Annotated in this window: 22 protein-coding genes and 1 tRNA gene; 12 read left to right on the top strand and 11 right to left on the bottom strand. The window is 58.6% G+C overall.

Annotated elements, in window-relative coordinates; all coding sequences use genetic code 11:
- Positions 1 to 15 precede the first annotated feature (15 nt).
- Both PHX60_RS04155 and PHX60_RS04150 read right to left on the bottom strand, forming a co-directional pair.
- Entirely contained in the window at positions 16 to 1,209 is a 1,194-nt protein-coding gene (locus PHX60_RS04155; RefSeq protein WP_300075106.1) for a capsular biosynthesis protein, read from the bottom strand.
- On the bottom strand, positions 1,206 to 1,661 hold the full coding sequence (locus PHX60_RS04150) for a hypothetical protein (RefSeq protein ID WP_300075103.1): 456 nt from the start codon (positions 1,659 to 1,661) through the stop codon (positions 1,206 to 1,208). Before PHX60_RS04150 ends, PHX60_RS04155 begins: the two co-directional genes overlap by 4 nt.
- A gap of 194 nt (positions 1,662 to 1,855) precedes the next feature.
- Here PHX60_RS04150 and PHX60_RS04145 point away from each other — a divergent pair, with 194 nt between their 5' ends.
- The 6 genes from PHX60_RS04145 to PHX60_RS04120 all read left to right on the top strand — a co-directional run bounded on the left by PHX60_RS04145 (position 1,856) and on the right by PHX60_RS04120 (position 7,936).
- Positions 1,856 to 3,109: a lipoprotein-releasing ABC transporter permease subunit gene (locus tag PHX60_RS04145; protein ID WP_300075100.1), complete on the top strand. Its 1,254-nt coding sequence runs from the start codon at positions 1,856 to 1,858 to the stop codon at positions 3,107 to 3,109.
- Entirely contained in the window at positions 3,102 to 3,800 is a 699-nt protein-coding gene (lolD, locus tag PHX60_RS04140) for a lipoprotein-releasing ABC transporter ATP-binding protein LolD (RefSeq protein ID WP_300075097.1), read from the top strand. Before PHX60_RS04145 ends, lolD begins: the two co-directional genes overlap by 8 nt.
- The gene (locus PHX60_RS04135; RefSeq protein ID WP_300075094.1) at positions 3,801 to 4,628 is read left to right on the top strand and encodes a TatD family hydrolase; all 828 of its coding nucleotides are present in this window, start codon (positions 3,801 to 3,803) and stop codon (positions 4,626 to 4,628) included.
- Between the two features lie 15 nt (positions 4,629 to 4,643).
- Positions 4,644 to 5,324 carry a hypothetical protein gene (locus PHX60_RS04130; RefSeq protein WP_300075091.1) on the top strand — a complete coding sequence of 227 codons (681 nt, stop codon included), beginning with the start codon at positions 4,644 to 4,646 and terminating at the stop codon, positions 5,322 to 5,324.
- Between the two features lie 70 nt (positions 5,325 to 5,394).
- Positions 5,395 to 6,165: a spermidine synthase gene (locus tag PHX60_RS04125; protein ID WP_300075089.1), complete on the top strand. Its 771-nt coding sequence runs from the start codon at positions 5,395 to 5,397 to the stop codon at positions 6,163 to 6,165.
- Positions 6,166 to 6,169: 4 nt separating this feature from the next.
- Entirely contained in the window at positions 6,170 to 7,936 is a 1,767-nt protein-coding gene (locus PHX60_RS04120; protein ID WP_300075086.1) for a type II/IV secretion system protein, read from the top strand.
- A gap of 18 nt (positions 7,937 to 7,954) precedes the next feature.
- Here the strand turns inward: PHX60_RS04120 and bioB are convergent, their stop codons facing one another.
- From bioB to PHX60_RS04100, 4 genes are all read right to left on the bottom strand, one after another.
- Positions 7,955 to 8,989: a biotin synthase BioB gene (bioB, locus tag PHX60_RS04115; RefSeq protein WP_300075083.1), complete on the bottom strand. Its 1,035-nt coding sequence runs from the start codon at positions 8,987 to 8,989 to the stop codon at positions 7,955 to 7,957.
- A gap of 338 nt (positions 8,990 to 9,327) precedes the next feature.
- Positions 9,328 to 11,181 (bottom strand): PhoH family protein, encoded by a 1,854-nt coding sequence (locus PHX60_RS04110; RefSeq protein WP_300075080.1) that lies wholly within the window; start codon positions 11,179 to 11,181, stop codon positions 9,328 to 9,330.
- Between the two features lie 135 nt (positions 11,182 to 11,316).
- Positions 11,317 to 11,802 (bottom strand): peroxiredoxin, encoded by a 486-nt coding sequence (locus PHX60_RS04105; RefSeq protein ID WP_300075077.1) that lies wholly within the window; start codon positions 11,800 to 11,802, stop codon positions 11,317 to 11,319.
- Between the two features lie 116 nt (positions 11,803 to 11,918).
- Positions 11,919 to 12,293 (bottom strand): Mth938-like domain-containing protein, encoded by a 375-nt coding sequence (locus tag PHX60_RS04100; protein ID WP_300075074.1) that lies wholly within the window; start codon positions 12,291 to 12,293, stop codon positions 11,919 to 11,921.
- 85 nt (positions 12,294 to 12,378) lie between these two features.
- Between PHX60_RS04100 and PHX60_RS04095 the strand changes: the two genes are divergently transcribed.
- From PHX60_RS04095 to thrC, 3 genes are read left to right on the top strand one after another with little or no spacing between them, the layout of a single operon-like run.
- Complete coding sequence (locus PHX60_RS04095; RefSeq protein ID WP_300075072.1) at positions 12,379 to 13,608, top strand: pyridoxal phosphate-dependent aminotransferase; 1,230 nt, start codon at positions 12,379 to 12,381, stop codon at positions 13,606 to 13,608.
- Positions 13,609 to 13,653: 45 nt separating this feature from the next.
- Positions 13,654 to 14,988 carry a homoserine dehydrogenase gene (locus PHX60_RS04090; RefSeq protein ID WP_300075069.1) on the top strand — a complete coding sequence of 445 codons (1,335 nt, stop codon included), beginning with the start codon at positions 13,654 to 13,656 and terminating at the stop codon, positions 14,986 to 14,988.
- Positions 14,988 to 16,415: a threonine synthase gene (gene thrC, locus PHX60_RS04085; protein ID WP_300075066.1), complete on the top strand. Its 1,428-nt coding sequence runs from the start codon at positions 14,988 to 14,990 to the stop codon at positions 16,413 to 16,415. Before PHX60_RS04090 ends, thrC begins: the two co-directional genes overlap by 1 nt.
- Before the next feature lie 12 nt (positions 16,416 to 16,427).
- On the opposite strand, the gene PHX60_RS04080 is transcribed toward thrC, so the two are convergent.
- Complete coding sequence (locus PHX60_RS04080) at positions 16,428 to 16,757, bottom strand: hypothetical protein (protein ID WP_300075063.1); 330 nt, start codon at positions 16,755 to 16,757, stop codon at positions 16,428 to 16,430.
- Positions 16,758 to 16,839: 82 nt separating this feature from the next.
- Between PHX60_RS04080 and PHX60_RS04075 the strand changes: the two genes are divergently transcribed.
- The 3 genes from PHX60_RS04075 (at position 16,840) to PHX60_RS04065 (ending at position 18,553) form a co-directional block, all read left to right on the top strand.
- Positions 16,840 to 17,070: a hypothetical protein gene (locus PHX60_RS04075; protein ID WP_300075060.1), complete on the top strand. Its 231-nt coding sequence runs from the start codon at positions 16,840 to 16,842 to the stop codon at positions 17,068 to 17,070.
- A 64-nt stretch (positions 17,071 to 17,134) separates the two neighbouring features.
- A tRNA-Pro gene (locus PHX60_RS04070) sits at positions 17,135 to 17,211 on the top strand.
- A gap of 67 nt (positions 17,212 to 17,278) precedes the next feature.
- A complete protein-coding gene (locus PHX60_RS04065) occupies positions 17,279 to 18,553 on the top strand; it encodes a YbfB/YjiJ family MFS transporter (RefSeq protein ID WP_300075057.1) in 1,275 nt (424 codons plus the stop codon).
- 24 nt (positions 18,554 to 18,577) lie between these two features.
- Here the strand turns inward: PHX60_RS04065 and PHX60_RS04060 are convergent, their stop codons facing one another.
- The 4 genes from PHX60_RS04060 to ftsA all read right to left on the bottom strand — a co-directional run bounded on the left by PHX60_RS04060 (position 18,578) and on the right by ftsA (position 22,404).
- Positions 18,578 to 18,754 (bottom strand): hypothetical protein, encoded by a 177-nt coding sequence (locus PHX60_RS04060; protein WP_300075054.1) that lies wholly within the window; start codon positions 18,752 to 18,754, stop codon positions 18,578 to 18,580.
- A gap of 33 nt (positions 18,755 to 18,787) precedes the next feature.
- On the bottom strand, positions 18,788 to 19,711 hold the full coding sequence (gene lpxC / locus PHX60_RS04055; RefSeq protein WP_300075052.1) for a UDP-3-O-acyl-N-acetylglucosamine deacetylase: 924 nt from the start codon (positions 19,709 to 19,711) through the stop codon (positions 18,788 to 18,790).
- A gap of 152 nt (positions 19,712 to 19,863) precedes the next feature.
- Positions 19,864 to 21,069, bottom strand: a complete 1,206-nt coding sequence (gene ftsZ / locus PHX60_RS04050; protein WP_300075049.1) for a cell division protein FtsZ — start codon at positions 21,067 to 21,069, stop codon at positions 19,864 to 19,866.
- 105 nt (positions 21,070 to 21,174) lie between these two features.
- Complete coding sequence (gene ftsA / locus PHX60_RS04045; protein ID WP_300075046.1) at positions 21,175 to 22,404, bottom strand: cell division protein FtsA; 1,230 nt, start codon at positions 22,402 to 22,404, stop codon at positions 21,175 to 21,177.
- Positions 22,405 to 22,442 lie beyond the last annotated feature (38 nt).

Here is a 22,442-nt window from a genome sequence, read left to right as displayed (position 1 = left end):
AGGAAGGCCGCAGCGCTAAAAAATAAAACGATAGACGCTGCCGTTGATTTGCGTGTGGTCTATCAGGTAACGGCGAAAACGCTGGAACACGACCGGATCGGGGCGGGTGTGTGGCGCTTTATGCCAAAAGTGGTCAAGTTTACCTTGGTAGGTTAAACCCTGAAAGTGGTAGATGGCGCGCCCCAACGCCACCACTGGCGCGCCGTGGTAGAGCGCCGAGATGCCGACGGTGCTATTGATGGTGACCACCCCACGCGCATGGTCGAGCAAGCTGGGCAGGTGTTGGTCGTGCAGATACACCACGCGCCCTGCAATGCGGTGGCGCCGCGCCAAGGCGGCCAAGGTTTCGGTGTAGTCGCGGTACCCTCTGTCCATAGGGTGGTGCTTAATCACCAGCAGGCAATCATCGGGGGCATGGCGGGCAAAAGATTTAACCACTACGGCTAAAAAACGCTCCACATCCCCTAAAGAGGAATGCACGCGCACCTGAAAATCGCTGGCCACTTGCAAAGGGACTAAATAAAAGCGCCGTGCATAGGGGCCGCAGAGTTTTTCTTGCCAGCCGCGTTCGCGCTGTGCATAGTAGTGTTTGCGCCAAAAGCTACGCGCCCAAGGCCAAGCCTCTAGCAGAGCGTTCAGGCGCCGGTGGTGGCGATAGCGTGGAAACAGCGGCCACAGCAAGGTGGCGGCCAAGTAATACAAAATAGCCCAAGTGGCGGCAAACCAAAAGGGGTTGCGTACCGGCTGCTCAGGGGGGCGCTCGGCTGGAGACAGGTGGCGGTAAAACTCGGCTTGGCGGGGCACGCGCGAATAGGCATTGACACCGTAGGCCTCAAAGGTAATGAAGTTAGGCCGCACATAGCCCTCTTCAAACACGCCCACCTTCACGCCCAAGGAGCTGGCCACGGCGGTGGCGGCTAGGTGAATTTCGCGGCAATCGCCAAACAGCAAAATAACTTCGATGCGTTCGCGCCGCAAAAAATCGGCCAAAAAATCAGGCCATTCTTCCATCGCACCACGAAACAAGGTAGCGCCGGTGGGGTAAAACAAGCAGTCCCCCCCATTAAAATTGATTTTATGCACACTGGCCGCCCCAGCTTCGCGCAGCAGCAAGCGGCCTAAACGCCAAAAAAAGGGGCCTAGCGGCCCTTGCAGCAGCAGCACACGGCGGCCATTGGCCATGTTCAGCAAACGCTGGCGGGCGGTCATTCCGGGGCCTTTGGGCTGGGTGCTGGAGGTGCAGATGAAGGGGATTTTTTGGGTGGTTGGCGTGCTTCTTTTTCCATGCCAGCTACCACATCCAAGGCGGAGGCGCGCCCTATGGTTTGGTGGTGTAGTTTGCGCTTGAGTACCAAATCAATGATGCGTTGCTCGCGCCGGTTGGCGCGCATACAGTGGTCTTGCTGAAACCAGTTGGTGATGTGAATCACCCCGCGTGCCCACGCTTTTTCTTCGCGCACGCGCCAAGCATGTGAAGAAATAGACTCCCAGGAGTAGCCGTTAAACACAGCGGCATTGACAAAATGATCGAGCGCACGCACCCCAGCGCGCGCGCGCTCAGGCCGCCCTATGAGGCCAAAGAAGGCCAATAATAACAAGCCCAATAGGGCCAATGGCAACATTACACCCATGAGCGCTATGCCCACCAAGGTTTCTTTCATCAGTTTGCGCGTGAAGCCTTGGCCTGAAGGTCAAGGCGGTAAAGCGCAGAACGCTGAGCATTCTGCACGCTGGTGGCACACCCGTCACGTCTATTTTTGCCACCCATCGAACCTACTATAAGAGGGTGCGATGGTACTGCATTCGCTCCATCGAAAATGGTGGTACAACGGCATCCCCAGTTCTTTTTCTCTGCATGCAAATCCCTTACGAACTCGCCCTAGGCTGGCGTTACACCCGTGCCGGTCGTGCTACCCGGCGCAATGGTTTTATCTCGTTTATCTCGGGCGTGTCCATGTTGGGCATTGCCTTGGGGGTGGCGGCGCTCATCATTGTGTTGTCGGTGATGAACGGTTTTCAGAAAGAAGTGCGCGACCGCATGTTGAGTGTAGTTTCGCACATCGAGATTTTTGCCCCCGGCGGTGCCGCCCTGCCCGATATGGCGCGCACGATGGCCGAAGCGCGCCAAAACCCCCAGGTGGTTGGGGTGGCCCCGTTTGTGGCCGCTCAAGCTCTGTTGGCGCGCGGCGAAGACATGAAAGGTGCTTTGGTGCGCGGCATTGACCCCGCGCACGAGGGCGAAGTGACCGAGCTGGCCGCTGCCAGCAGCGAGACCTTGGCACGGCTGGTGCCGGGCGAGTTTCGTGTGGTGCTGGGGGTTGAGTTGGCGCGCAGTTTGGGCGTGGGGGTGGGCGATGTGGTCACCTTGATTGCCCCGGCAGGCCAAGTCACGCCAGCGGGTGTGGTGCCGCGCCTCAAGCAAATGACCGTGGCCGGTACTTTTGATTCTGGCCATTATGAATACGACTCGGCGCTGGTGATGCTGCACCACGAAGACGCGCAGCGCATCTTCCGCCTCGAAGGCCCCACGGGCATCCGGCTGAAATTGCACGATTTACACCAAGCACGCAGCGTGGCCCAAGCCTTGGCGGGTACCCTCAGCGGCGAGCTGTGGATACGCGATTGGTCGCAGCAAAACAAAACCTGGTTTGCTGCCGTGCAGATGGAAAAACGCATGATGTTCATCATCTTGACGCTGATTGTGGCGGTGGCAGCCTTCAATTTGGTCAGTACCTTGGTGATGTCGGTGCAAGACAAGCGCGCCGATATTGCCATTTTGCGTACCTTGGGCAGCAGCCCGCGCAGCATCATGGGGATTTTTGTGGTGCAGGGGGCGATGGTGGGCGTGATTGGCACGCTGGCCGGTTTGCTGCTCGGGTTGGGCATTGCTTTCAATATCGACGTGATTGTGCCCGCGATAGAGCGGCTATTGGGGGCCAGCTTTTTGCCCAAAGATGTCTATCTCATTAGCCAAATGCCCAGCAACCCACAAGCGGGCGACATCGTGCCGATTGGCCTGATTTCATTGTTGCTGTCTTTTGTGGCTACGCTCTACCCCAGTTGGCACGCCAGCCGTGTCAATCCCGCCGAGGCCCTGCGCTATGAGTAATTTACACGCTTCCCATGCTCAGGCCCCGGTATTGCAGGCCCAAGGTTTGACCAAACGTTTCAGTGAAGGGCGTTTAGATGTCACGGTGCTGCAAGGGGTGGATTTGGCCATCCATGCCGGGCAAACGCTGGCGATTGTCGGAGCCTCCGGTTCGGGCAAAAGCACCTTGCTGCACCTGTTGGGGGCGCTAGACAGCCCTACTGCGGGCAGCGTGCATTTGCTAGGGCAAAACTTGGCGCAGTGTTCGGCCAGCCAGCAGGGGCAATTACGCAATCAGCATCTGGGGTTTGTCTATCAGTTTCACCACCTGTTGCCCGAGTTCAGTGCGCTAGAAAATGTGGCCATGCCCTTGCGGATTCGTCGCCTGCCACAGGCTGAATGTGAACGCCAAGCCGCGCAAATGTTGGCCAGCGTTGGGCTGGCGCAACGGGCCGAACACCGTCCGGCAGAACTCTCGGGTGGTGAGCGCCAGCGCGTGGCCATCGCGCGCGCTCTGGTCACGCGGCCAGCTTGCGTGCTGGCCGATGAGCCAACCGGCAACCTGGACCGCGCCACCGCCGAAGGGGTGTTCCAGCACATGCTGGCGCTGGCGCGCGAACAAGGTACCGCTTTTATCATGGTGACGCACGACGAGACCTTGGCCGCCCGTTGCGACCGCGTTCTGCGGCTGGTGGCTGGGGTGCTGACTTGAATGCCATTTTGGATTGACACCCATTGCCACCTAGATGCCCCCGAGTTCGAGGCCGACCGCGATGCCGTGCGCGCCCAAGCCCGCGCCCAAGGGGTGCAGCATCTGGTGATTCCGGCTGTCAGGCTGGCCCATGTCGAGGCAGTGCGCCAATTGGCCCACCAACATGGTGACAGCTACGCCTTGGGCATCCATCCACTCTACACCCCCCAGGCAGGCGCTGGCGATGTGGCGGCACTAGAGCGCCTGTTAGAGCAGCACCGCCATGACCGGCACTTGGTAGCGGTGGGTGAAATTGGCTTGGATTACTTTGTGCTGGGGCTGGACGCGGCGCGGCAAGAGCAGTTTTACCGCGCCCAATTGCAACTGGCACGGTGCTTTGATTTGCCAGTGATTTTGCATGTGCGCCGCAGCGCCGACCGGCTACTCAAGGGCTTGCGCGAGCTACCGGTGCAAGGCGGTATCGCCCATGCGTTTAATGGCAGTTTGCAACAGGCGCAAGCGTTTATCGCGCTGGGCTTCAAATTGGGCTTTGGTGGTGCGCTCACCTACGAGCGCGCTTTGCAATTGCGCCGCTTGGCGCTAGAACTGCCCCTAGAGGCTTTGGTGTTAGAAACCGATGCCCCCGATATGCCGCCGCACTGGCTCTATCGCACCGCACAGCAGCGCGCCCAAGGGCTACCCCAAGGACGCAATGCCCCGGCAGAGTTGCCGCGCATTGCGGCGGTGCTGGCCGAGTTACGCGGCGTATCCTTAGACATTTTGGCCGCACAAACCATGTGCAATGCCTGCCAAGCATTGCCGCGCTTGCCTTCCCTGTTGTCTTCCTGAGTTGGATTTGAAATTTTGTTTCGTTCTTGCTTTTATCGCTCTTTGCCCTATCGTTTCGCCAGTGCTTGGCCTGCCCTGCACATTTTTTTCCTTACTTTGGTGGCTGCTTTGGCGGGCTGGTACTGGCTGCCCACAGACAGCCAAACTTGGCTGCTACGCGAAAACGGCCCCTTAGAAGGCTGCACAGCAGCGCTGTTTTTTCTGCTGGCTGTGTTGGGCCTGCTATGGCGACCAGCGCACACTGAGCGCTGGTCATGGTGGGCAGTGTGTGGCTTGTGTTGGGCCGCCGGGGCGCGTGAGATGGATTGGCACAAGCAATGGACGGGCAAGAGCGTACTCAAGGTCAGTTTTTACCTGCGTGATGCACCTGCTACGCACAAGCTGTTGGCCTTGCTGGCAGTGCTGTGCGTGTTGGCCTGCGCGGTCTATTTGCTGCTACGCTATGGCCGCTTTTTGTGGCAAGCCCTTTGGCGTGGCGATGCGTTTGCGCGCACCATAGCCACCTTATTGGTCAGTGTCGTATTTACCAAAATCATGGACCGCTCGGTCAATGTGCTGACGCAAGACTTTGCTGTGACGATTGCGTCCAGTGTGGTTCAACTGGTTAGCATGGTAGAAGAAGGCACCGAAATGAGCCTGCCGTTGATGGTGGCCTTGGCTGTTTGGCAACACCAACGACAGGTCACTCGTGCTTGAGCTATACCAACACCGGATTAAGCGGCTGATGGGCCGTCTCTTTTCTTTTTGTTTCTTTCAGAGTGCGCTGATGGCCCGCCTTAAAACTAAATCTACCCCTAGCAGCTTGCCTGATGTCAGTGTCTCAGACGACGGCGAGGTGCGCCACCTGCACCTGGGCACGCCTTGGATTCAAGGCTCCATGCGTATCAAAGAGCCGTTTGAGTTGGAGCTGGAATATGTGCAGCGCATGATGGCTTGGCTGCTGTTCATGGAGCCAGCCACGGTGGCTGGCCGCCATGCCATGCAATTGGGCTTGGGCGCTGGGGCGATTACCAAGTTTTGCCACAAAAAGCTGCGTATGTGCGCCACGGCGGTCGAACTCAATCCGCAGGTCTTGGCCGTGTGCCGCGCTTGGTTCAAGCTGCCCCCGGATGGCCCGATGCTGCGCGTGGTGCTGGCCGATGCGGGCGAAGAAATCCGCCGCGATGAATGGACCGGCACCGTCGATGCTTTAGCGGTTGATTTGTACGATGACAACGCCGCCGCCCCGGTGCTTGACAGCACCGAGTTCTATGCCGATTGCCGCGCCCTACTGACCGAAGACGGCTGCATGACCGTGAACCTGTTTGGCCGTGGTGCCAGTTTTGAGCAAAGCCTAGAAAAAATCGCTACCGCTTTTGGCGAAGATGCGGTTTGGTCTTTCAAACCCACGCGCGAGGGCAACACCATCGTGTTAGCCCAGCGCACCGCCAGCCGGTTTAAGCGCGGCGAATTGCTGGCCCGTTGCGATGCGGTGCAGGCGCGCTGGGACATCCCGACGCGCAAATGGGTACGTAGTTTCAAACCCATTCGGGCTTAAAACCATGCACCTGCCCGAAACCGAACTCCCGGTTGGCCCGCTGCAATGGCGCCAAATTGTGCAATGGTTGCGCGCCGATAGCATCATTTCTGCCGAAGAAGCCCAACGCACCATCGCGCGCTGCTCGCAAGCCGAAAGCAGCCAGCATCCGCTGGTACGCTTGGCCAGCGTCGCCATGACGCGCGTCAGTGATGGCAAACTGCTGGATGTAGAAACCCTGACCGAATACGTGGCCCAGCGCGTGGGGCTGCCCTACCTACGCATTGACCCGCTGCGGGTCGATGTGGGCAAGGTGGCCGACACCATGAGCGCCAACTATGCCGAGCGCCACAAAGTGTTGCCGGTGCAGGTCAGTGGCAGCGAAGTCGTGGTTGCCACGGCAGAGCCGTTTATCAGCGATTGGGTGGCCGAAGTAGAGCGCCAAAGCAAGCGCAGTGTGCGCCGCGTACTGACCAATCCACAAGAAATCCAGCGTTACACCGCAGAATTTTTTGCTTTGGCCAAATCGGTGCGTGCCGCGCAAAAAACCGGCGGTGGCAGCAGCAGCAACTTTGAACAGTTGGTCGAGCTGGGGCGCAGCAACAAACAACTCGATGCCAATGACCAAGGCGTGGTCAAGGTGGTGGATTGGTTGTGGCAATACGCCTTTGACCAGCGCGCCAGCGACATCCACTTAGAGCCTCGGCGCGAACAGGGTGTGATTCGCTTTCGGATTGATGGCGTGTTGCACCCAGTCTATCAAATGCCGCCCGGCGTGATGAGTGCGATGGTGGCGCGCGTCAAGTTGCTCGGGCGCATGGACGTGGTCGAAAAACGCCGTCCGCAAGATGGCCGTATCAAAACGCGCAACCAACGTGGCGATGAAGTGGAAATGCGCCTGTCCACCCTGCCCACCGCCTTTGGCGAAAAAATGGTGATGCGGATTTTTGACCCCGACACCGCCGTGAAAAACTTGGATGCCTTGGGCTTTGCCCCACACGATGCCCAACGTTGGGAGACCCTGATTGCGCGTCCGCACGGCATCATTTTGGTGACTGGCCCCACCGGTTCCGGCAAAACCACCACGTTGTATTCCACCCTCAAGCGCGTGGCGACCGAAGAGGTCAACGTCAGTACGGTCGAAGACCCCATCGAAATGATTGAGCCGAGCTTCAACCAAACTCAGGTGCAACCGCAACTCGATTTTAGTTTTGCCGAAGGCGTGCGCGCCCTGATGCGCCAAGACCCCGACATCATCATGGTGGGCGAAATCCGCGACCTCGAAACCGCCGAAATGGCGGTGCAAGCCGCATTGACGGGGCACTTGGTATTTAGCACCTTGCACACCAACGATGCCCCCAGCGCTATCACGCGCATGTTAGAACTGGGCATTCCGGCCTATCTGCTGCAAGCCACCTTGCTGGGCATTTTGGCGCAGCGCTTGGTGCGTACCCTGTGCCCACAGTGCAAGCGCCCCGACCCCGAAGCCCCATTGCAAGTCCTGACCGATGCCATCAAGCCTTGGAAACTCTCGGGGGGCTATCAGCCTTATAAACCAGTAGGCTGCATTGATTGCCGCATGACGGGTTTTAGAGGCCGCATGGGCCTGTACGAGCTGCTCACCCTGAGCGACACCCTTAAAGCGGGCATCACTGCCGAGCCATCTATTGACGCTTTGCGCCGCCAAGCGGTGCAAGACGGTATGCGCCCCCTGCGTATGGCTGGCGCCTTGCGCGTGGCCCAAGGCATGACCACCTTGGATGAAGTGGTCGCCGCTACGCCCCAACCCTAAACAAGGCACACACCAAACTCACGCGGCTCCGGTGGGCTGGGGTGCTGGCACTGCCTTGCCGTGCAAGCCCAGTTTGGCCAGCAGCGCGGCATCGTCACTGGCTTCGGGGTTGCCGGTCACCAGCAGTTTGTCGCCATAAAAAATGGAATTGGCACCAGCCAAAAAGCACAGTGCTTGCACCGCATCGCCCAACTGCTTGCGCCCCGCCGACAAGCGCACCCGTGCGCCTGGCATGGTGATGCGGCATACGGCAATCACGCGCACAAAATCGAACGGGTCTATCGGCGCGCTGTCGGCCAACGGCGTGCCCGGCACGGCCACCAAGCTGTTGATGGGCACCGATTCTGGGTAAGGGTTGAGGTTGGCCAATTGGGCAATCAGTCCGGCCCGATGCACTGGGGTCTCGCCCATGCCCACAATGCCACCACAACACACGCTAATGCCCGCTTGGCGCACGGCGGCCAACGTATCGAGCCGCTCTTGGTAAGCACGGGTTGACACCACATCGGCGTAATACTCTGGGGCCGTGTCCAGATTGTGGTTGTAGTAATCCAAACCCGCTGCTTTCAGGGCTTGGGCCTGTGTCGGTTGCAACATGCCCAGTGTGGCGCAGGATTGCAAGCCCAAATCTTTCACGGTGCGAATCAGCGTGGCCATTTTTTCGATGTCCCGGTCTTTCGGGGCGCGCCAAGCGGCACCCATGCAAAAGCGCGTGGCTCCGGCTTCGCGCGCTGCCAAGGCGGCGGCGCGGACTTCTTCGGGCGACATCAGCTTTTCTGCCGTGACTCCGGTATCAAACTCAGCGGACTGCGGACAGTAACCGCAGTTTTCTGGGCAACCGCCGGTTTTTACCGAGAGCAAGGTGGCCAATTCGACCTCGCCAGCGGGCCAATGGGCGCGGTGTACCTGTTGCGCTTGCCACATCAGTTCATGGAACGGCAAATCCAGCAATTGCTGTATCTGCTCGATGCTCCATGCCGAGGCTGGCTCTGGTGCGTTGGATGCTTGCGCTGCTGGGCGGTAAAGATGCACGGGCTGTATTGCTGATGCCATAGAAGTTCTCCGGGGTGGCGGCAGTGGTTTCTGCCGTGGAACGCGATTCTAGGCAGCATTGCTGCTCAGTTACTACCTTTGGGCGAAAAATAAACAGATGAAAACAGATGATGTTAAATGCCAGCAAATAGCCGCATTTATCCAAGAAGATAGCTGGTTTTACGCCCAGCTTGTCAGCTGTTACATGCGCTGTCGCTATGTTGCTGGCAACGGGTGCCTATCGCACGGCAAATGGACGCTATCCTGCAACGTGGTGGTTGCGTACCGCCGCGCAAAAAAAGCACAAAAAAAAGGCGCAACCTTGTGCGCCTTGATGGAGGAGGGGGGGAACAGGCTGGCTACAGCACGTCGCTGGCAAAATCGGCCAAGCGTGAGCGCTCACCGCGCGCTAAGGTGATATGGCCGCTGTGCGGCCAACCCTTAAAGCGATCGACCGTAAAGGTCAGGCCCGAAGAACCTTCGGTCAGGTAGGGGGTGTCGATCTGTGCCAAATTGCCCATGCAGACAATTTTGGTGCCCGGCCCAGCGCGGGTAATCAGGGTCTTGAGTTGCTTGGGGGTCAGGTTTTGCGCTTCGTCGATGATGACGTACTTGTTCATGAACGTGCGCCCGCGCATAAAGTTCATGCTCTTGATTTTGATGCGGCTGCGAATCAGCTCGTTGGTGGCAGCACGGCCCCATTCGCCGGGGTTGCCGCCTTCGCCCTTGGCCAAAAACTCTAGGTTGTCGTCCAAAGCGCCCATCCACGGCCCCATTTTTTCTTCTTCGGTGCCGGGCAAAAATCCAATGTCTTCGCCCACGCTCACGGTGGCGCGCGTCATGATGATTTCGGTGTAACGGCGCTCGTCCAGCACTTGGGTGAGGCCAGCGGCCAAGGCCATCAGTGTTTTGCCCGTGCCTGCGGTGCCGGTGAGTGTGACCAAGTCAATCTCGGGGTCCATTAGCAAATTGAGGGCGAAGTTCTGTTCGCGGTTGCGGCTGTTGACACCCCAAACGGCATTTTTAGCGTGGGCATAGTCTTTCAGGGTACGCAAGACGGCGGTTTTGTCGCGAATTTCCGTGACGCGCGCGTACAAGCTGGGTTCGCCGGGGGCCTCAAAATAGACGAACTGGTTGATCATCAGCTGTGCCACGATCGGGCCGCTGATGCGGTAGAAGGTATTGGGGCCGCTTTGCCAACTTTCTATCGCCTTGCCGTGGCGACTCCAGAAGTCGGCTGGCAAAGCCAGTGCGCCGGAGTAGAGCAGATCGTCATCGTCCAGCGCTTTATCGTTTTGGTAATCTTCGGCGGGCAAGCCCAGCGCGCGCGCTTTGACGCGCATATTGATGTCTTTGGACACCAACACCACCTCGCGCGGTGCATATTGTTTGCGTAATGCCTCGACCACGCCCAAAATTTGGTTATCGGCCTTGCCTTGGGGCAAACTGGTGGGCAGTTGGTAGTCCAAAGCCGAGGTCTGGAAATACAAATGCCCAGTGGCCGCACGTTGGCCGGTAGAGTCCAATTTGAGCCCTTGGCCAATGTCGGCGCCTTGGGCAGCGGCCAGCCCGTCTAAAGAGCGGCTGACTTGGCGGCCATTGCGCGCCACTTCGGTCATGCCCTTTTTGTGCGCGTCCAGCTCCTCCAGCACAATCATCGGCAGGTAGATGTCATGCTCTTCAAAGCGGAACAAGCTGGTGGGGTCGTGCAGCAGCACATTGGTATCCAACACAAACAGCTTGGTCGGCCCGCTGCTGTTGGCTGCCTTGCGGCTACGGCTGCGCTGGCGGCGGCTTTCTGGTGCCTTAGCCTCTGCGGCAGGGGGGGGACTGCTACTGGCTGGAGCGGTGGCGGTGGCGACTACTGGCACGGCGCTCAGGGCTGGCGCTGTCGCCAAAATGGCTTCTGGCGTTGCGCTCAAGGTCGCCACTGGGGCTTGTACCAAGGCAGCGGTTTGCGCGCTGCGACGGCTGGTGCGTGCAGGGCTGGTGCTGGTGCTTTGCGCCGACACCTGACGGCGGCCGGTTTTGCGTGCAGCAGGTGTGGCCACGGCGCTATCCGCTAAGGCACTGGCGACAGCCGTGGCAGGCAAGGCCGCTTCGTCAGGCTCGGCGCTTGGGCTGGCACGGGTGGCTTTGCGCGTGCTGGACTTAAATGCCTCGGGGGGCAGTTGGGCGGCACGCCGCGTGGGGGCAGGGGGCAAGGGTGGCATGGGCAAAGACCTCAAACAGGCAAGTTCAGAAAGCAAAAAGCCGCCGGGAAACCCAGGCGGCTTGGTGGTCAAGAAAAGAGCTTCGCGGATTTCAGCGGCATCGACCCATTATGCACGCCAGCGATGGCAAAGCAATCAGGCGGCTTTTTTAAGTGCTTTGAGCGATTTAACCGCCTTGAGCACTTCTTCGACATGGCCGGGCACTTTCAGGCCGCGCCACTCGTGCGTCAAGATGCCTTCTTCGTTGATGAGGAAGGTGCTGCGCTCAATGCCCTTGACCTTCTTGCCATACATGATTTTGTTTTTGACCACGCCGAACATGTGGCACATTTTTTCTTCGGTGTCGGCAATCAGCTCGAAGGGCAGTTCTAGCTTTTCTTTAAACTCGTCGTGCGACTTCATGTTGTCGCGCGAGACACCAAACACTGCTGCACCGGCTTTGACAAAGTTTTTATACAGATCGCGGAACTGCATCGCTTCGGTGGTGCAGCCGGGCGTGTTGTCTTTGGGGTAAAAATACAGCACCATCACCTGCCCGTGGTGCGAGGTGTTGGTCACCTTGATGCCACCGGTGGCGTTGGCTTCAAATTCGGGGAGGGGCTTGTTGACAACGATCGCCATATAAACTGCAGTCTCTCGGGGGTGTGGTCGTTGGAAGCCGGAGGAACGGAGGTGTTGTTCTGGATTGCCTCTGGCCGCAACCCGGCATTTTACCCCGAAACCGTTTTTGGCCTGTTTTAGTCGCTCTCTAGCAACAGCGCTGCCACCACATTGCGCCCCTCACCCGCCAAGATGTTGTAGGTGCGGCAAGCGGCTTGGGTGTCCATCGTTTCTAGCCCGATGCGCTTGGCCATCAGCGGCTGCAACCACGCCGGGGGCACAAAGCGGTTGCGCGTGCCGCTGCCAAACAAAATTAACTCGGCCTCCAGCCCAAACAGCGGGGCAAAATGGGCGGCAGTCAGGTCTTCAAAGCGGGCGCAATCCCACGGCAAGCGCAGGCCACGCGCGCCCAAAATTAAGCTGGAATGCACCTTGTCTGGCCCGACGGCAATCCAGCCGGGGCCATAGCCAGTGATGCTGTAAATATCTTGGCGGTCGGGCTGAAATTTCATGGTGTGTGGGTGTGGCGTTGAGCGTAGCAAGAGACGGCGGAACTGTGGTCAAATTATAGGTTTCGCCCTGCTGCCCTTGCCTGCCATGAAACCGATACGCAAATCTGCCAAACTCGCCAACGTCTGTTATGACATCCGAGGCCCCATCATGGACGCGGCCAAGCAGATGGAAGAAGACGGCCACAAAATCATCAAACTCAACATCGGCAATTTGGCCGTGTTCGGTTTTGATGCGCCCGAAGAAATCCAGCAAGACATGATTCGCAACTTGCCCAACTCGGCAGGTTACTCCGACAGCAAGGGCATTTTTGCCGCGCGCAAAGCGGTGATGCACGAGACGCAAAAACAAGGCATCAAAGGTGTCACGCTAGAAGACATCTACTTGGGCAATGGGGCTTCTGAGCTGATTGCGATGGCCACCAACGCGCTGCTCGATAGCGGCGACGAACTGCTGCTGCCTGCCCCCGACTATCCCCTCTGGACGGCTTGCGCCAGCTTATCGGGTGGCACGCCGGTGCATTATTTGTGCGACGAGGACAACGGCTGGATGCCCAATCTGGACGATATTCGCGCCAAAGTCACGCCGCGCACCAAGGGCATTGTGGTGATTAACCCCAACAACCCCACCGGCGCACTGTATTCCGACGCGCTGCTCAAGGGCATTATTGCGATTGCGCGTGAACACAATTTGGTGATTTTTGCCGATGAGGTCTATGACAAGGTGCTGTACGACGGCATCCAACACACGCCGCTGGCCAGACTGAGCGAAGATGTACTCACGCTCACGTTCAATTCCTTGTCCAAGAGTTACCGTTCCTGCGGCTACCGCGCGGGCTGGTTGGTGGTCTCGGGCGATAAAAAAGCCGCCAAAGACTACATCGAGGGCCTGAACATGCTCTCCAATATGCGCCTGTGTGCCAACGTGCCGGGCCAATGGGCCATTCAGACGGCGTTGGGCGGCTACCAAAGCATCAACGATTTGGTCTGCGAGGGGGGCCGCCTGCGTAAGCAACGCGATTTGGCCCATGCGTTGATTAGCGCCATTCCGGGCGTGACGTGTGTCAAGCCCCAGGCGGCGCTGTACATGTTTCCGCGCCTCGACCCAGCGGTTTACCCCATTGCAGACGACCAGCAATTCTTCTTAGAGTTGCTGCAAGAAACCAAAGTGATGTTGGTGCAAGGCACAGGCTTTAACTGGCCGCACCCCGACCACTTCCGCATCGTCTTTTTGCCGCACGAGGCCGACCTGCGCGAAGCCATTGGCCGTGTCGCCAAGTTCTTAGAACAATACCGCAAGCGCCACGGCACCGCCTGAGGCGTTGGCATCTTCCATTTTTCCTCTATCTATCCAAGCATCTTTATGAAACCCATTCAAGTTGGCCTGTTGGGCATCGGCACTGTCGGCAGCGGCGTTTTTAACGTACTGCAACGCAACCAAGAAGAAATCAGCCGCCGCGCGGGCTGTGGCATCCAAATCAGCATGGTGGCCGATTTGGACGTAGAACGCGCCAAAAGCGTGGTGGGCGAAAGCGCACAGGTGGTCAGCGATGCCCGCGCCATCATTGCCAACCCTGACATCGACATCGTGGTCGAGCTGATTGGCGGCTACGGTATTGCCAAGGCGCTGGTGTTAGAAGCGATTGCAGCGGGCAAGCATGTAGTTACCGCCAACAAAGCCCTGCTGGCCGTGCATGGCACCGAGATTTTTGCTGCCGCCTCGGCCAAGGGGGTGATGGTGGCCTATGAAGCCGCCGTGGCCGGTGGCATCCCCATCATCAAGGCGCTGCGCGAAGGTTTAACGGCCAACCGCATCCAATGGCTGGCGGGCATCATCAACGGCACCACCAACTTTATTCTGTCTGAGATGCGCGACAAGGGTTTGGACTTTGACGTGGTGTTGAAAGAAGCGCAACGCTTGGGCTACGCCGAAGCCGACCCCACCTTTGACATTGAAGGTGTGGATGCCGCGCACAAAGCCACGCTGATGAGCGCGATTGCCTTTGGTATTCCGGTGCAGTTTGACAAAGCCTATGTCGAAGGCATTACCAAGCTGGGCGCTGCCGACATCAAATACGCCGAGCAACTGGGCTACCGCATCAAGCTGTTGGGCATCAGCAAGCGCACCGACAAGGGCGTGGAGCTGCGCGTGCATCCGGCATTGGTTCCTGCCAAGCGCCTGATTGCCAATGTGGAAGGTGCGATGAACGCCGTGGTGGTGAATGGTGATGCCGTGGGCACGACGCTCTACTACGGCAAGGGAGCGGGTTCCGAGCCTACCGCCAGCGCCGTGATTGCCGATTTGGTGGACATTGCCCGCCTGCACACCGCAGACCCCCACCACCGCGTGCCGCACTTGGCCTTCCAAGCGCACACCCTCCATGCCGCGATGGACAGCCTGCCGGTGCTGCCCATGAGCGAAGTGGTCACCAGCTACTACCTGCGCCTGCGCGTGGCCGACCAAGCGGGCGTCTTGGCCCAAGTGACGGGTATTTTGGCCGGATTGGGCATCAGCATTGATGCCATGTTGCAACGCGAAGCCGACGAAGTGGGCGGCGAAGGCAGCACGCAAACCGACCTCATCATCCTGACACACGACACGCGCGAAGGCACCATGAACGATGCCATCGCCCAAATGCAACAGCTGCCCACCGTGTTGGCCGCCATCACCCGCATCCGCAAAGAGGAATTGAACTGATGTTGTACCTCTCCACCCGTGGCCACCCCGAGCGCAAGCATTTTTGCGACATCCTGCTAGAGGGCTTGGCCCCCGATGGCGGCCTGTACCTGCCCGAAAGCTATCCGCAGATTGACGATGCCACCCTGACGCGCTGGCGCACCGTTTACCACAAGCAAGGTTATTCTGAGCTGGCGTTTGAGATTTTGTCGCTCTACATTGACGACATCCCGCCCGAGGATTTGCGCGCCCTGTGCCACAAAACCTACACCGCTGCCGTGTTTGGTACCGGCGAAATCGTGCCGCTGCGCCACATGGAAGACAGCCTGTGGCTAGAAGCCCTGTCCAACGGCCCGACGCTGGCCTTCAAAGACATGGCCATGCAGTTGCTGGGCAATTTGTTTGAGTACGAACTCAAGCGCCGGGGCGAGCAACTCAACATTCTGGGCGCTACCAGTGGCGATACCGGCAGCGCCGCAGAACACGCTATGCGCGGCAAAGAAGGCGTGCGCGTCTTTATGACCAGTCCGCATGGCCGCATGAGCGCCTTCCAGCAGGCGCAAATGTTCAGCCTGCAAGACCAGAACATCCACAACATCGCCATTGAAGGCGTGTTTGACGACTGCCAAGACATCGTCAAGGCCGTCAGCAATGACTTGGAGTTCAAGCGCAAATACAAAATTGGCACGGTCAACTCCATCAACTGGGCGCGTTTGTTGGCGCAAGTGGTGTACTACTTTGCCGGGTACATCCAAGCCACCGAAAGCAACGACCAGAAGGTCAGCTTTACCGTGCCCAGCGGCAACTTTGGCAATGTCTGCGCGGGTCATGTGGCGCGCATGATGGGCCTGCCCATCCATACGCTGGTGGTAGCCACCAACGAAAATGATGTGCTGGATGAGTTCTTCCGCACCGGGGTTTATCGTGTGCGCGCCAGCGCCGACACGCACGAGACCTCTAGCCCCTCGATGGACATCTCTAAAGCCAGCAATTTTGAACGCTTTATTTTTGACCTGCTGGGGCGCGATGGTGCCCAAGTGCAAGCGCTGTTTGGCGCTGCCTTGAGCCAACAAGGCCGTTTTGACCTGAGCCAGAACCCAGTCTTTGCCCAAGCCGCACAGCGTTACGGTTTTGTCAGTGGCAAAAGCACCCATGCCGACCGCCTCGCCACTATCCGTGACACCCACGCCCGTTTTGGCATGACCATCGACACCCACACCGCCGATGGCGTGAAAGTGGCACGCGAACACCGCAGCCCCGGCATTCCGATGCTGGTGCTAGAAACCGCCCTGCCCATCAAGTTTGCCGAAACCATTGTTGAAGCCTTGGGCCACGCCCCCGAGCGCCCGGCCAAGTTTGTGGGCATTGAAGACTTGCCCAAGCGCGTGCAGGTGATGCCCGCCGATGTGGCGCAGGTTAAAGCCTATATCGCGCAGCACTGCGATTAAACCAGCGGGCACTTAGTTGGACGGCGCTTGCGCCGTCAGCGCGGGGCATTGCCATTGCAGCAGCTCGGCCAGCCGCGTCACCATCCAAGTGGCTTCGGCCACCGAGACGCTGGCCTCGGCAGCGCACAAGCCAGCATGGATGCGGCGCAGCACTTCAAACTCTGAAGGTACCTGCAATTGGTACAAGGTTTGCGCCTGCCCCACCAGATGCCCGGCCAAGTCTTCGCACAGTTCGTAGCGCTCCCGTACCAAAGCTGGGCGTTCACGCAGGCGGCCATGCGCGTCGCTGTACAGGGCGATGAACGAAGGCGGGACAACAATTTGGTTCTCAATCTCAGACATGATTTATCAGCGTAAGCGTTAAAGTGCAGCCTATGCTACCGGCATGGGTGCCGGACGCGCACCACAACAAAGAAAGACAAGCATGGCACGCGGAAAAAATGAATGGGCGACCAAGGTGTTTACGCTGGTCAAATCAGGGCAATTGCCTGCGGCGGTGGCCCAAATCAAAGTGGCACCCACGGTGGCCGATGTAACCCGGCTGCAAACCCTGCTGGCAGCCTTGCCAGCCACGCCAGCGCAAAAGCAATTAGACAAGGTGGTAGAAGAAGAGCGCGCCCTGCTGGCGGCCCCGCGCTTGCACCGTTCCCCTTGAGTTGGCAAAAAATTGGACACCTTCTTTAGAAGCGCTATGTTTTCAGGTATATAATAAGCGTCTTCGGTGTGTGGCGCAGCCTGGTAGCGCACTTGCATGGGGTGCAAGGGGTCGAAGGTTCGAATCCTTTCACACCGACCAACAACCAGAACAAAGCCGTCCAACCTAGTACAGGTGGACGGCTTTTTCATTGGACAAACACCCAGCCATGCCCCATGCTCCTCCCCATACCGTAGCACCAGTACAGCCACAAGAAAGCGGTGGTTTGGGCTTGGCTTTGGCGTTGTCCTTGGCGGCGGTGGTGGCCTTGGGCATTACGCGGTTTTCTTATGGCTTGCTGTTGCCCCCCATGCGCGAGGATTTGGGCTGGAGCTACTCCTTGGCCGGTTTGATGAATACCTTTAACGCCATCGGTTACCTGTTGGGGGCCTTGAGTACGCCCGCCTTAATGCGCCGTTGCGGGCCGGGGCCTTTGTTGTTGTGGAGTACGGCAGTGGCCAGCGTCTGTATGGTGGCGGGTGGATTGTTTACGGCATCGGGTGCTTTGTTAGGCCAGCGCCTGTTGGCAGGTATTTTTAGCGCATGGATTTTTACCGCCGGGGGTTTACTGGCGGCACGCTTGAGCCTGCGCTGGCCGGGGCACAGCGGTTTATTGCTTGGGCTGTATTACGGCGGCGCTGGTTGGGGGATTGTGCTGTGCGCTTTGTCGGTGCCTGCGGCGTTGCAGTTAGCGGGGCCACAAGCCCATCCGTGGATGTGGGCATGGTGGATTTTGGCTGGCTGGGCGGGCGCGGCCACGCTGGTGTTGGTGCTGGCGCTGCGCGCCTTGCACCGCCACGGTATAGAAACTGGCCCGGCCATGCCGCCTAGCGCCAGCGCCGCCAGTAGTACCACCAGCACCCAGAACACCCCGAGCGACGTAGTGGCTACGGCAGTGCCTTGGCGAGCCTTTGCTCCAGCGCTGCTGGGGTATAGCTTGTTTGGCGTGGGCTATATCGGCTACATGACGTTTGTAATTGCACTGTTGCGCGCGCAGGGCAATTCGGACGGCGCTATCACCCTTTTTTATAGCTTGCTCGGGCTGGCGGTGGTGGCCTCGTCGCGCCTGTGGGCAGGCTTGTTAGACCGCCACCGCGATGGCCAGCCGCTGGCGCGGCTCAATGCTTTGCTGGGGGTTGCAACTTTGCTACCCGCCTTGACCAGCGCTTTGCCGGTTTTGGTGCTGTCGGGGGTGCTGTTTGGCGCGGTGTTTTTATCGGTGGTGGCGGCCACTACGGCCTTGGTGCGCCACAATTTGCCCCAAGCCCAATGGGCCAGCGGCATCAGCGGTTTTACGATTATTTTTGCCGTGGGGCAAATCCTGGGGCCGACGGTGGTGGGCTGGATTTCCGATGGGCCGGGTGGCTTGGCACGCGGGCTGCTGTTTTCTGCCGCTGCGCTGTGGTTGGGTGCCTTGTTGGCGTGGCGACAAAAATCGCTTTAAGCTGGGTAAAGCGGCGAAGTCGGTCTAAAACACCCGTTCGGCAATCAGCACGGTAAAAAACAGCGTGGCGGCAATCGTCGTCCACTTGAGTACGATAAAGCCCAAGCGCTTGTAATAGGCCCGGCCAGTGCCAATGTAAAAGGCAAAGCACACGGCGGCCACCATCAGCAGTAAAATCACCAGCCAGCGAAACAACAACATAGCGCGCCTGAGCTTGTGTTAAGCCGTGGGCAATTACCAAGCCCGCGCGGGCTGGGCAAAGCCCTTGGGGGCTTGGCGTTCGCTGTCAAAACTGGCCCATTCCCAGGCATCGGGCTGGGCTTGCAGTTCGCGTAGTAACAGGTTATTGAGGGCATGGCCGGAGCGGAAGGCGCTGTACGCAGCCAGCAGCGGGTGGCCAATCAGGTACAAATCGCCCATCGCATCCAAAATTTTGTGTTTGGCAAACTCGTCGTCGTAGCGCAGGCCGTCGGCGTTGAGCACTTTGTAATCGTCCATGACGATGGCGTTGTCTAGGCCACCGCCCAAGGCCAAGCCGTTGGCACGCATCATTTCTACGTCTTTGGTAAAACCAAAGGTGCGCGCGCGGGCAATATCGCGGCTGTAATTGCCGCTGCCCAAATCAAACTCTACACATTGGCCGGTCGAATCTACCGCCGGGTGGGCAAAATCAATTTCAAAACGCAGCTTAAAACCATGATAAGGCTCTAGCTTGGCCCATTTGGCCTGCGCCCCTTCGCCTTGGGCTACTTGCACTGGGCGTTTGACGCGGATAAAGCGCTTGGCTACTTTTTGTAACGCAATGCCAGCACTTTGTAACAAAAAAACAAACGAGGCCGAGGAGCCATCCAAAATCGGTACCTCCTCGGCGGTGATGTCGATATACAGGTTGTCAATGCCCAAACCGGCGCAGGCCGACATCAAATGCTCTACCGTATGCACCTTGGCCGCACCAGCAGAGATAGTCGAGGCCATGCGCGTATCCGTGACCGCCGTGGCCGAAATGGGAATGTCTATGGGTTCGGGCAAATCAATGCGCCGAAACACAATGCCCGTGTTGGGTTGGGCCGGGCGCAGGGTGAGTTCTACCCGTTGGCCACTGTGTAGGCCGACACCGACGGCGCGGGTAAGCGTTTTTAAGGTACGTTGCTGGAGCATGGCTCGATTTTAGTTTTTGCCAGCTGCTATGCACAGAGGGGCCGCAGCAAACTTTGGCTATCGTGGCCATAAAAAAGGGCGGGCCGCCGTGCAGGCAGTCCGCCGTCTTTGTCGCTAGGGGGCAGCAAAAATGCTGGGCCGACCAAGCGATTTCAGTCGGCCTGCTTACGCAAGAAGGCCGGGATTTCTAAATCGTCCATGCCGCCCGACGAGAGGGCATCGACTTTGGCAGCGGCTTGGTTGCGGTTGTTGCGCCAGACGCTGGGCACGGCCATGCCGTGGTAGTCGGTGCCGCTGGTGGAGCTACTGCCGCCCAAACCAGCTACTTGGTAGGCTACGTTGTCGGTGCCGGTACGCAAGCCACCTTGCACCACTTGGATGTTTTGGCGGCGCGCGTTTTGGCGCGACAAGCCCGTGGCCACCACGGTGACGCGGATAGAGTCGCCCAAGGTTTCGTCGTAGGCGGCACCAAAAATGACATGGGCATCTTCGGAGGCGTAGGCTTTGATGGTGTTCATGGCCAGACGCGATTCGGACAGCTTGAGGCTGCCCCGGCTGGCGGTAATCAGCACCAGCACGCCCTTAGCGCCCGAGAGGTCAATGCCCTCTAGCAGCGGGCAGGCAATGGCTTGCTCGGCGGCAATGCGGGCGCGGTCGGGGCCAGCGGCGGTGGCGGTGCCCATCATGGCCTTGCCCGGCTCGCCCATGACGGTACGCACGTCTTCAAAGTCCACGTTGACTTGGCCATACTCGTTGATGATTTCTGCAATACCGCCTACGGCGTTACGCAGCACATCATTGGCATGGGCAAAGGCTTCGTCTTGGGTGACTTCATCGCCCAGCACGTCCAGCAGCTTTTCGTTGAGTACCACGATGAGCGAATCCACATTCGACTCTAGCTCAGACAGGCCGCTGTCGGCGTTTTTCATGCGGCGGCCACCCTCCCAATCGAAGGGCTTGGTGACCACACCCACCGTGAGGATGCCCATTTCTTTGGCGACACGGGCAATCACGGGGGCCGCGCCGGTGCCGGTGCCACCGCCCATACCAGCGGTAATAAACAACATGTGCGCGCCTTGGATGGCTGCGCGGATGTTGTCGATGGCGGCTTCGGCGGCTTCGCGGCCTTTTTCGGGTTTGCTGCCGGCCCCTAAACCGGTAGCGCCGAGCTGAATTTGGCGGTGGGCAGAACTGCGGGTCAGTGCTTGGGCATCGGTGTTGGCACTAATAAACTCGACACCTTGCACATTTCGTGCAATCATGTGTTCTACCGCATTGCTGCCACCGCCACCGACACCAATGACTTTGATTTGTGTGCCCTGGTTGAATTCTTCCACGTCGATGATTTCAATTGGCATATAGTTGGTGCTCCTGAACCTGTATGGTATGCGCTGGCAAAAGTAAATAAAAGGTAAAGAACGTGTTTTTTTGCCGCGAAGTGTAAAACCTCGCGTGCATCACGATCAAAAATTTCCGACAATGAATTCTTTGAACCGGCCAAAAACGGTCTGTACCGTGCCGGTTTTTTGGGCCACTTTGAAGCCGCGCATTCGTGCCAAGCGCGCTTCTTCTAGTAAGCCCATGACGGTAGCAGCGCGCGGTTGGGCCACCATATCGGCCAAAGCGCCAGAATACTTAGGAACTCCCCGGCGTACCGGTTTGAGAAAGATGTCTTCGCCCAGCTCTACCATGCCCGGCATCACAGAGCTGCCGCCAGTCAGTACGATACCCGAAGACAGCACTTCTTCATAGCCCGATTCGCGAATCACCTGTTGTACTAAAGAGAAAATTTCTTCCACCCGTGGCTCGACGACACCCGCCAGCACTTGGCGGCTGAGCATCCGTGGCCCCCGGTCGCCCAAACCGGGCACTTCGACTTGGGCTTCAGGGTCGGCCAGCAGTTGTTTGGCATAGCCGCTTTCTACCTTAATGTCTTCGGCATCTTTGGTGGGCGTGCGTAGCGCCATTGCAATATCGCTGGTAATCAAATCACCGGCAATCGGAATCACGGCGGTGTGCCGAATGGCCCCGCCGGTAAAAATAGCGACATCGGTGGTGCCTGCGCCAATGTCCACCACGGCCACGCCCAACTCGCGCTCATCATCGGTGAGTACCGCTTGGCTTGACACCAGTGGATTGAGCAGCAATTGCTCTACTTCTAAGCCGCAGCGGCGCACGCATTTGATGATGTTTTCGGCGGCACTTTGTGCGCCGGTCACGATGTGGATTTTGGCTTCTAGGCGGATGCCGCTCATGCCAATCGGTTCTTTGACATCTTGGCCGTCAATGACGAATTCTTGCGGCTCGACCAGCAGCAGGCGCTGGTCGCTAGAGATATTGATGGCTTTGGCGGTTTCTACCACGCGCGCCACGTCGGCGGCAGTGACTTCTTTGTCTTTGATGGCCACCATACCGCTGGAGTTGAGTCCGCGAATATGGCTGCCGGTAATGCCGGTATAAACGCGCTGAATTTTGCAATCGGCCATCAGTTCGGCCTCTTTGAGGGCCAGTTGGATGCTTTGCACCGTGGCATCTATATTGACTACCACCCCGCGCTTGAGGCCGTTGCTGGGGGCTACGCCCAAACCCACCAGTTTGAGCGCCCCATTGGGCAAGACTTCTGCCACCACCGCCATGACCTTGGCGGTACCGATGTCCAGCCCGACCACCACATCTTTGTATTCTTTTGCCATATCCGTGTTTGCCTTTTGTTGTCTTGTGCTGCCTGCTG

It is taken from the genome of Giesbergeria sp., from assembly GCF_028686475.1.
Classification (GTDB): domain Bacteria; phylum Pseudomonadota; class Gammaproteobacteria; order Burkholderiales; family Burkholderiaceae_C; genus Simplicispira.
The sequence above is the reverse complement of the archived record's forward strand: the minus strand, read 5'-3'. Positions and strand labels throughout refer to the sequence as shown.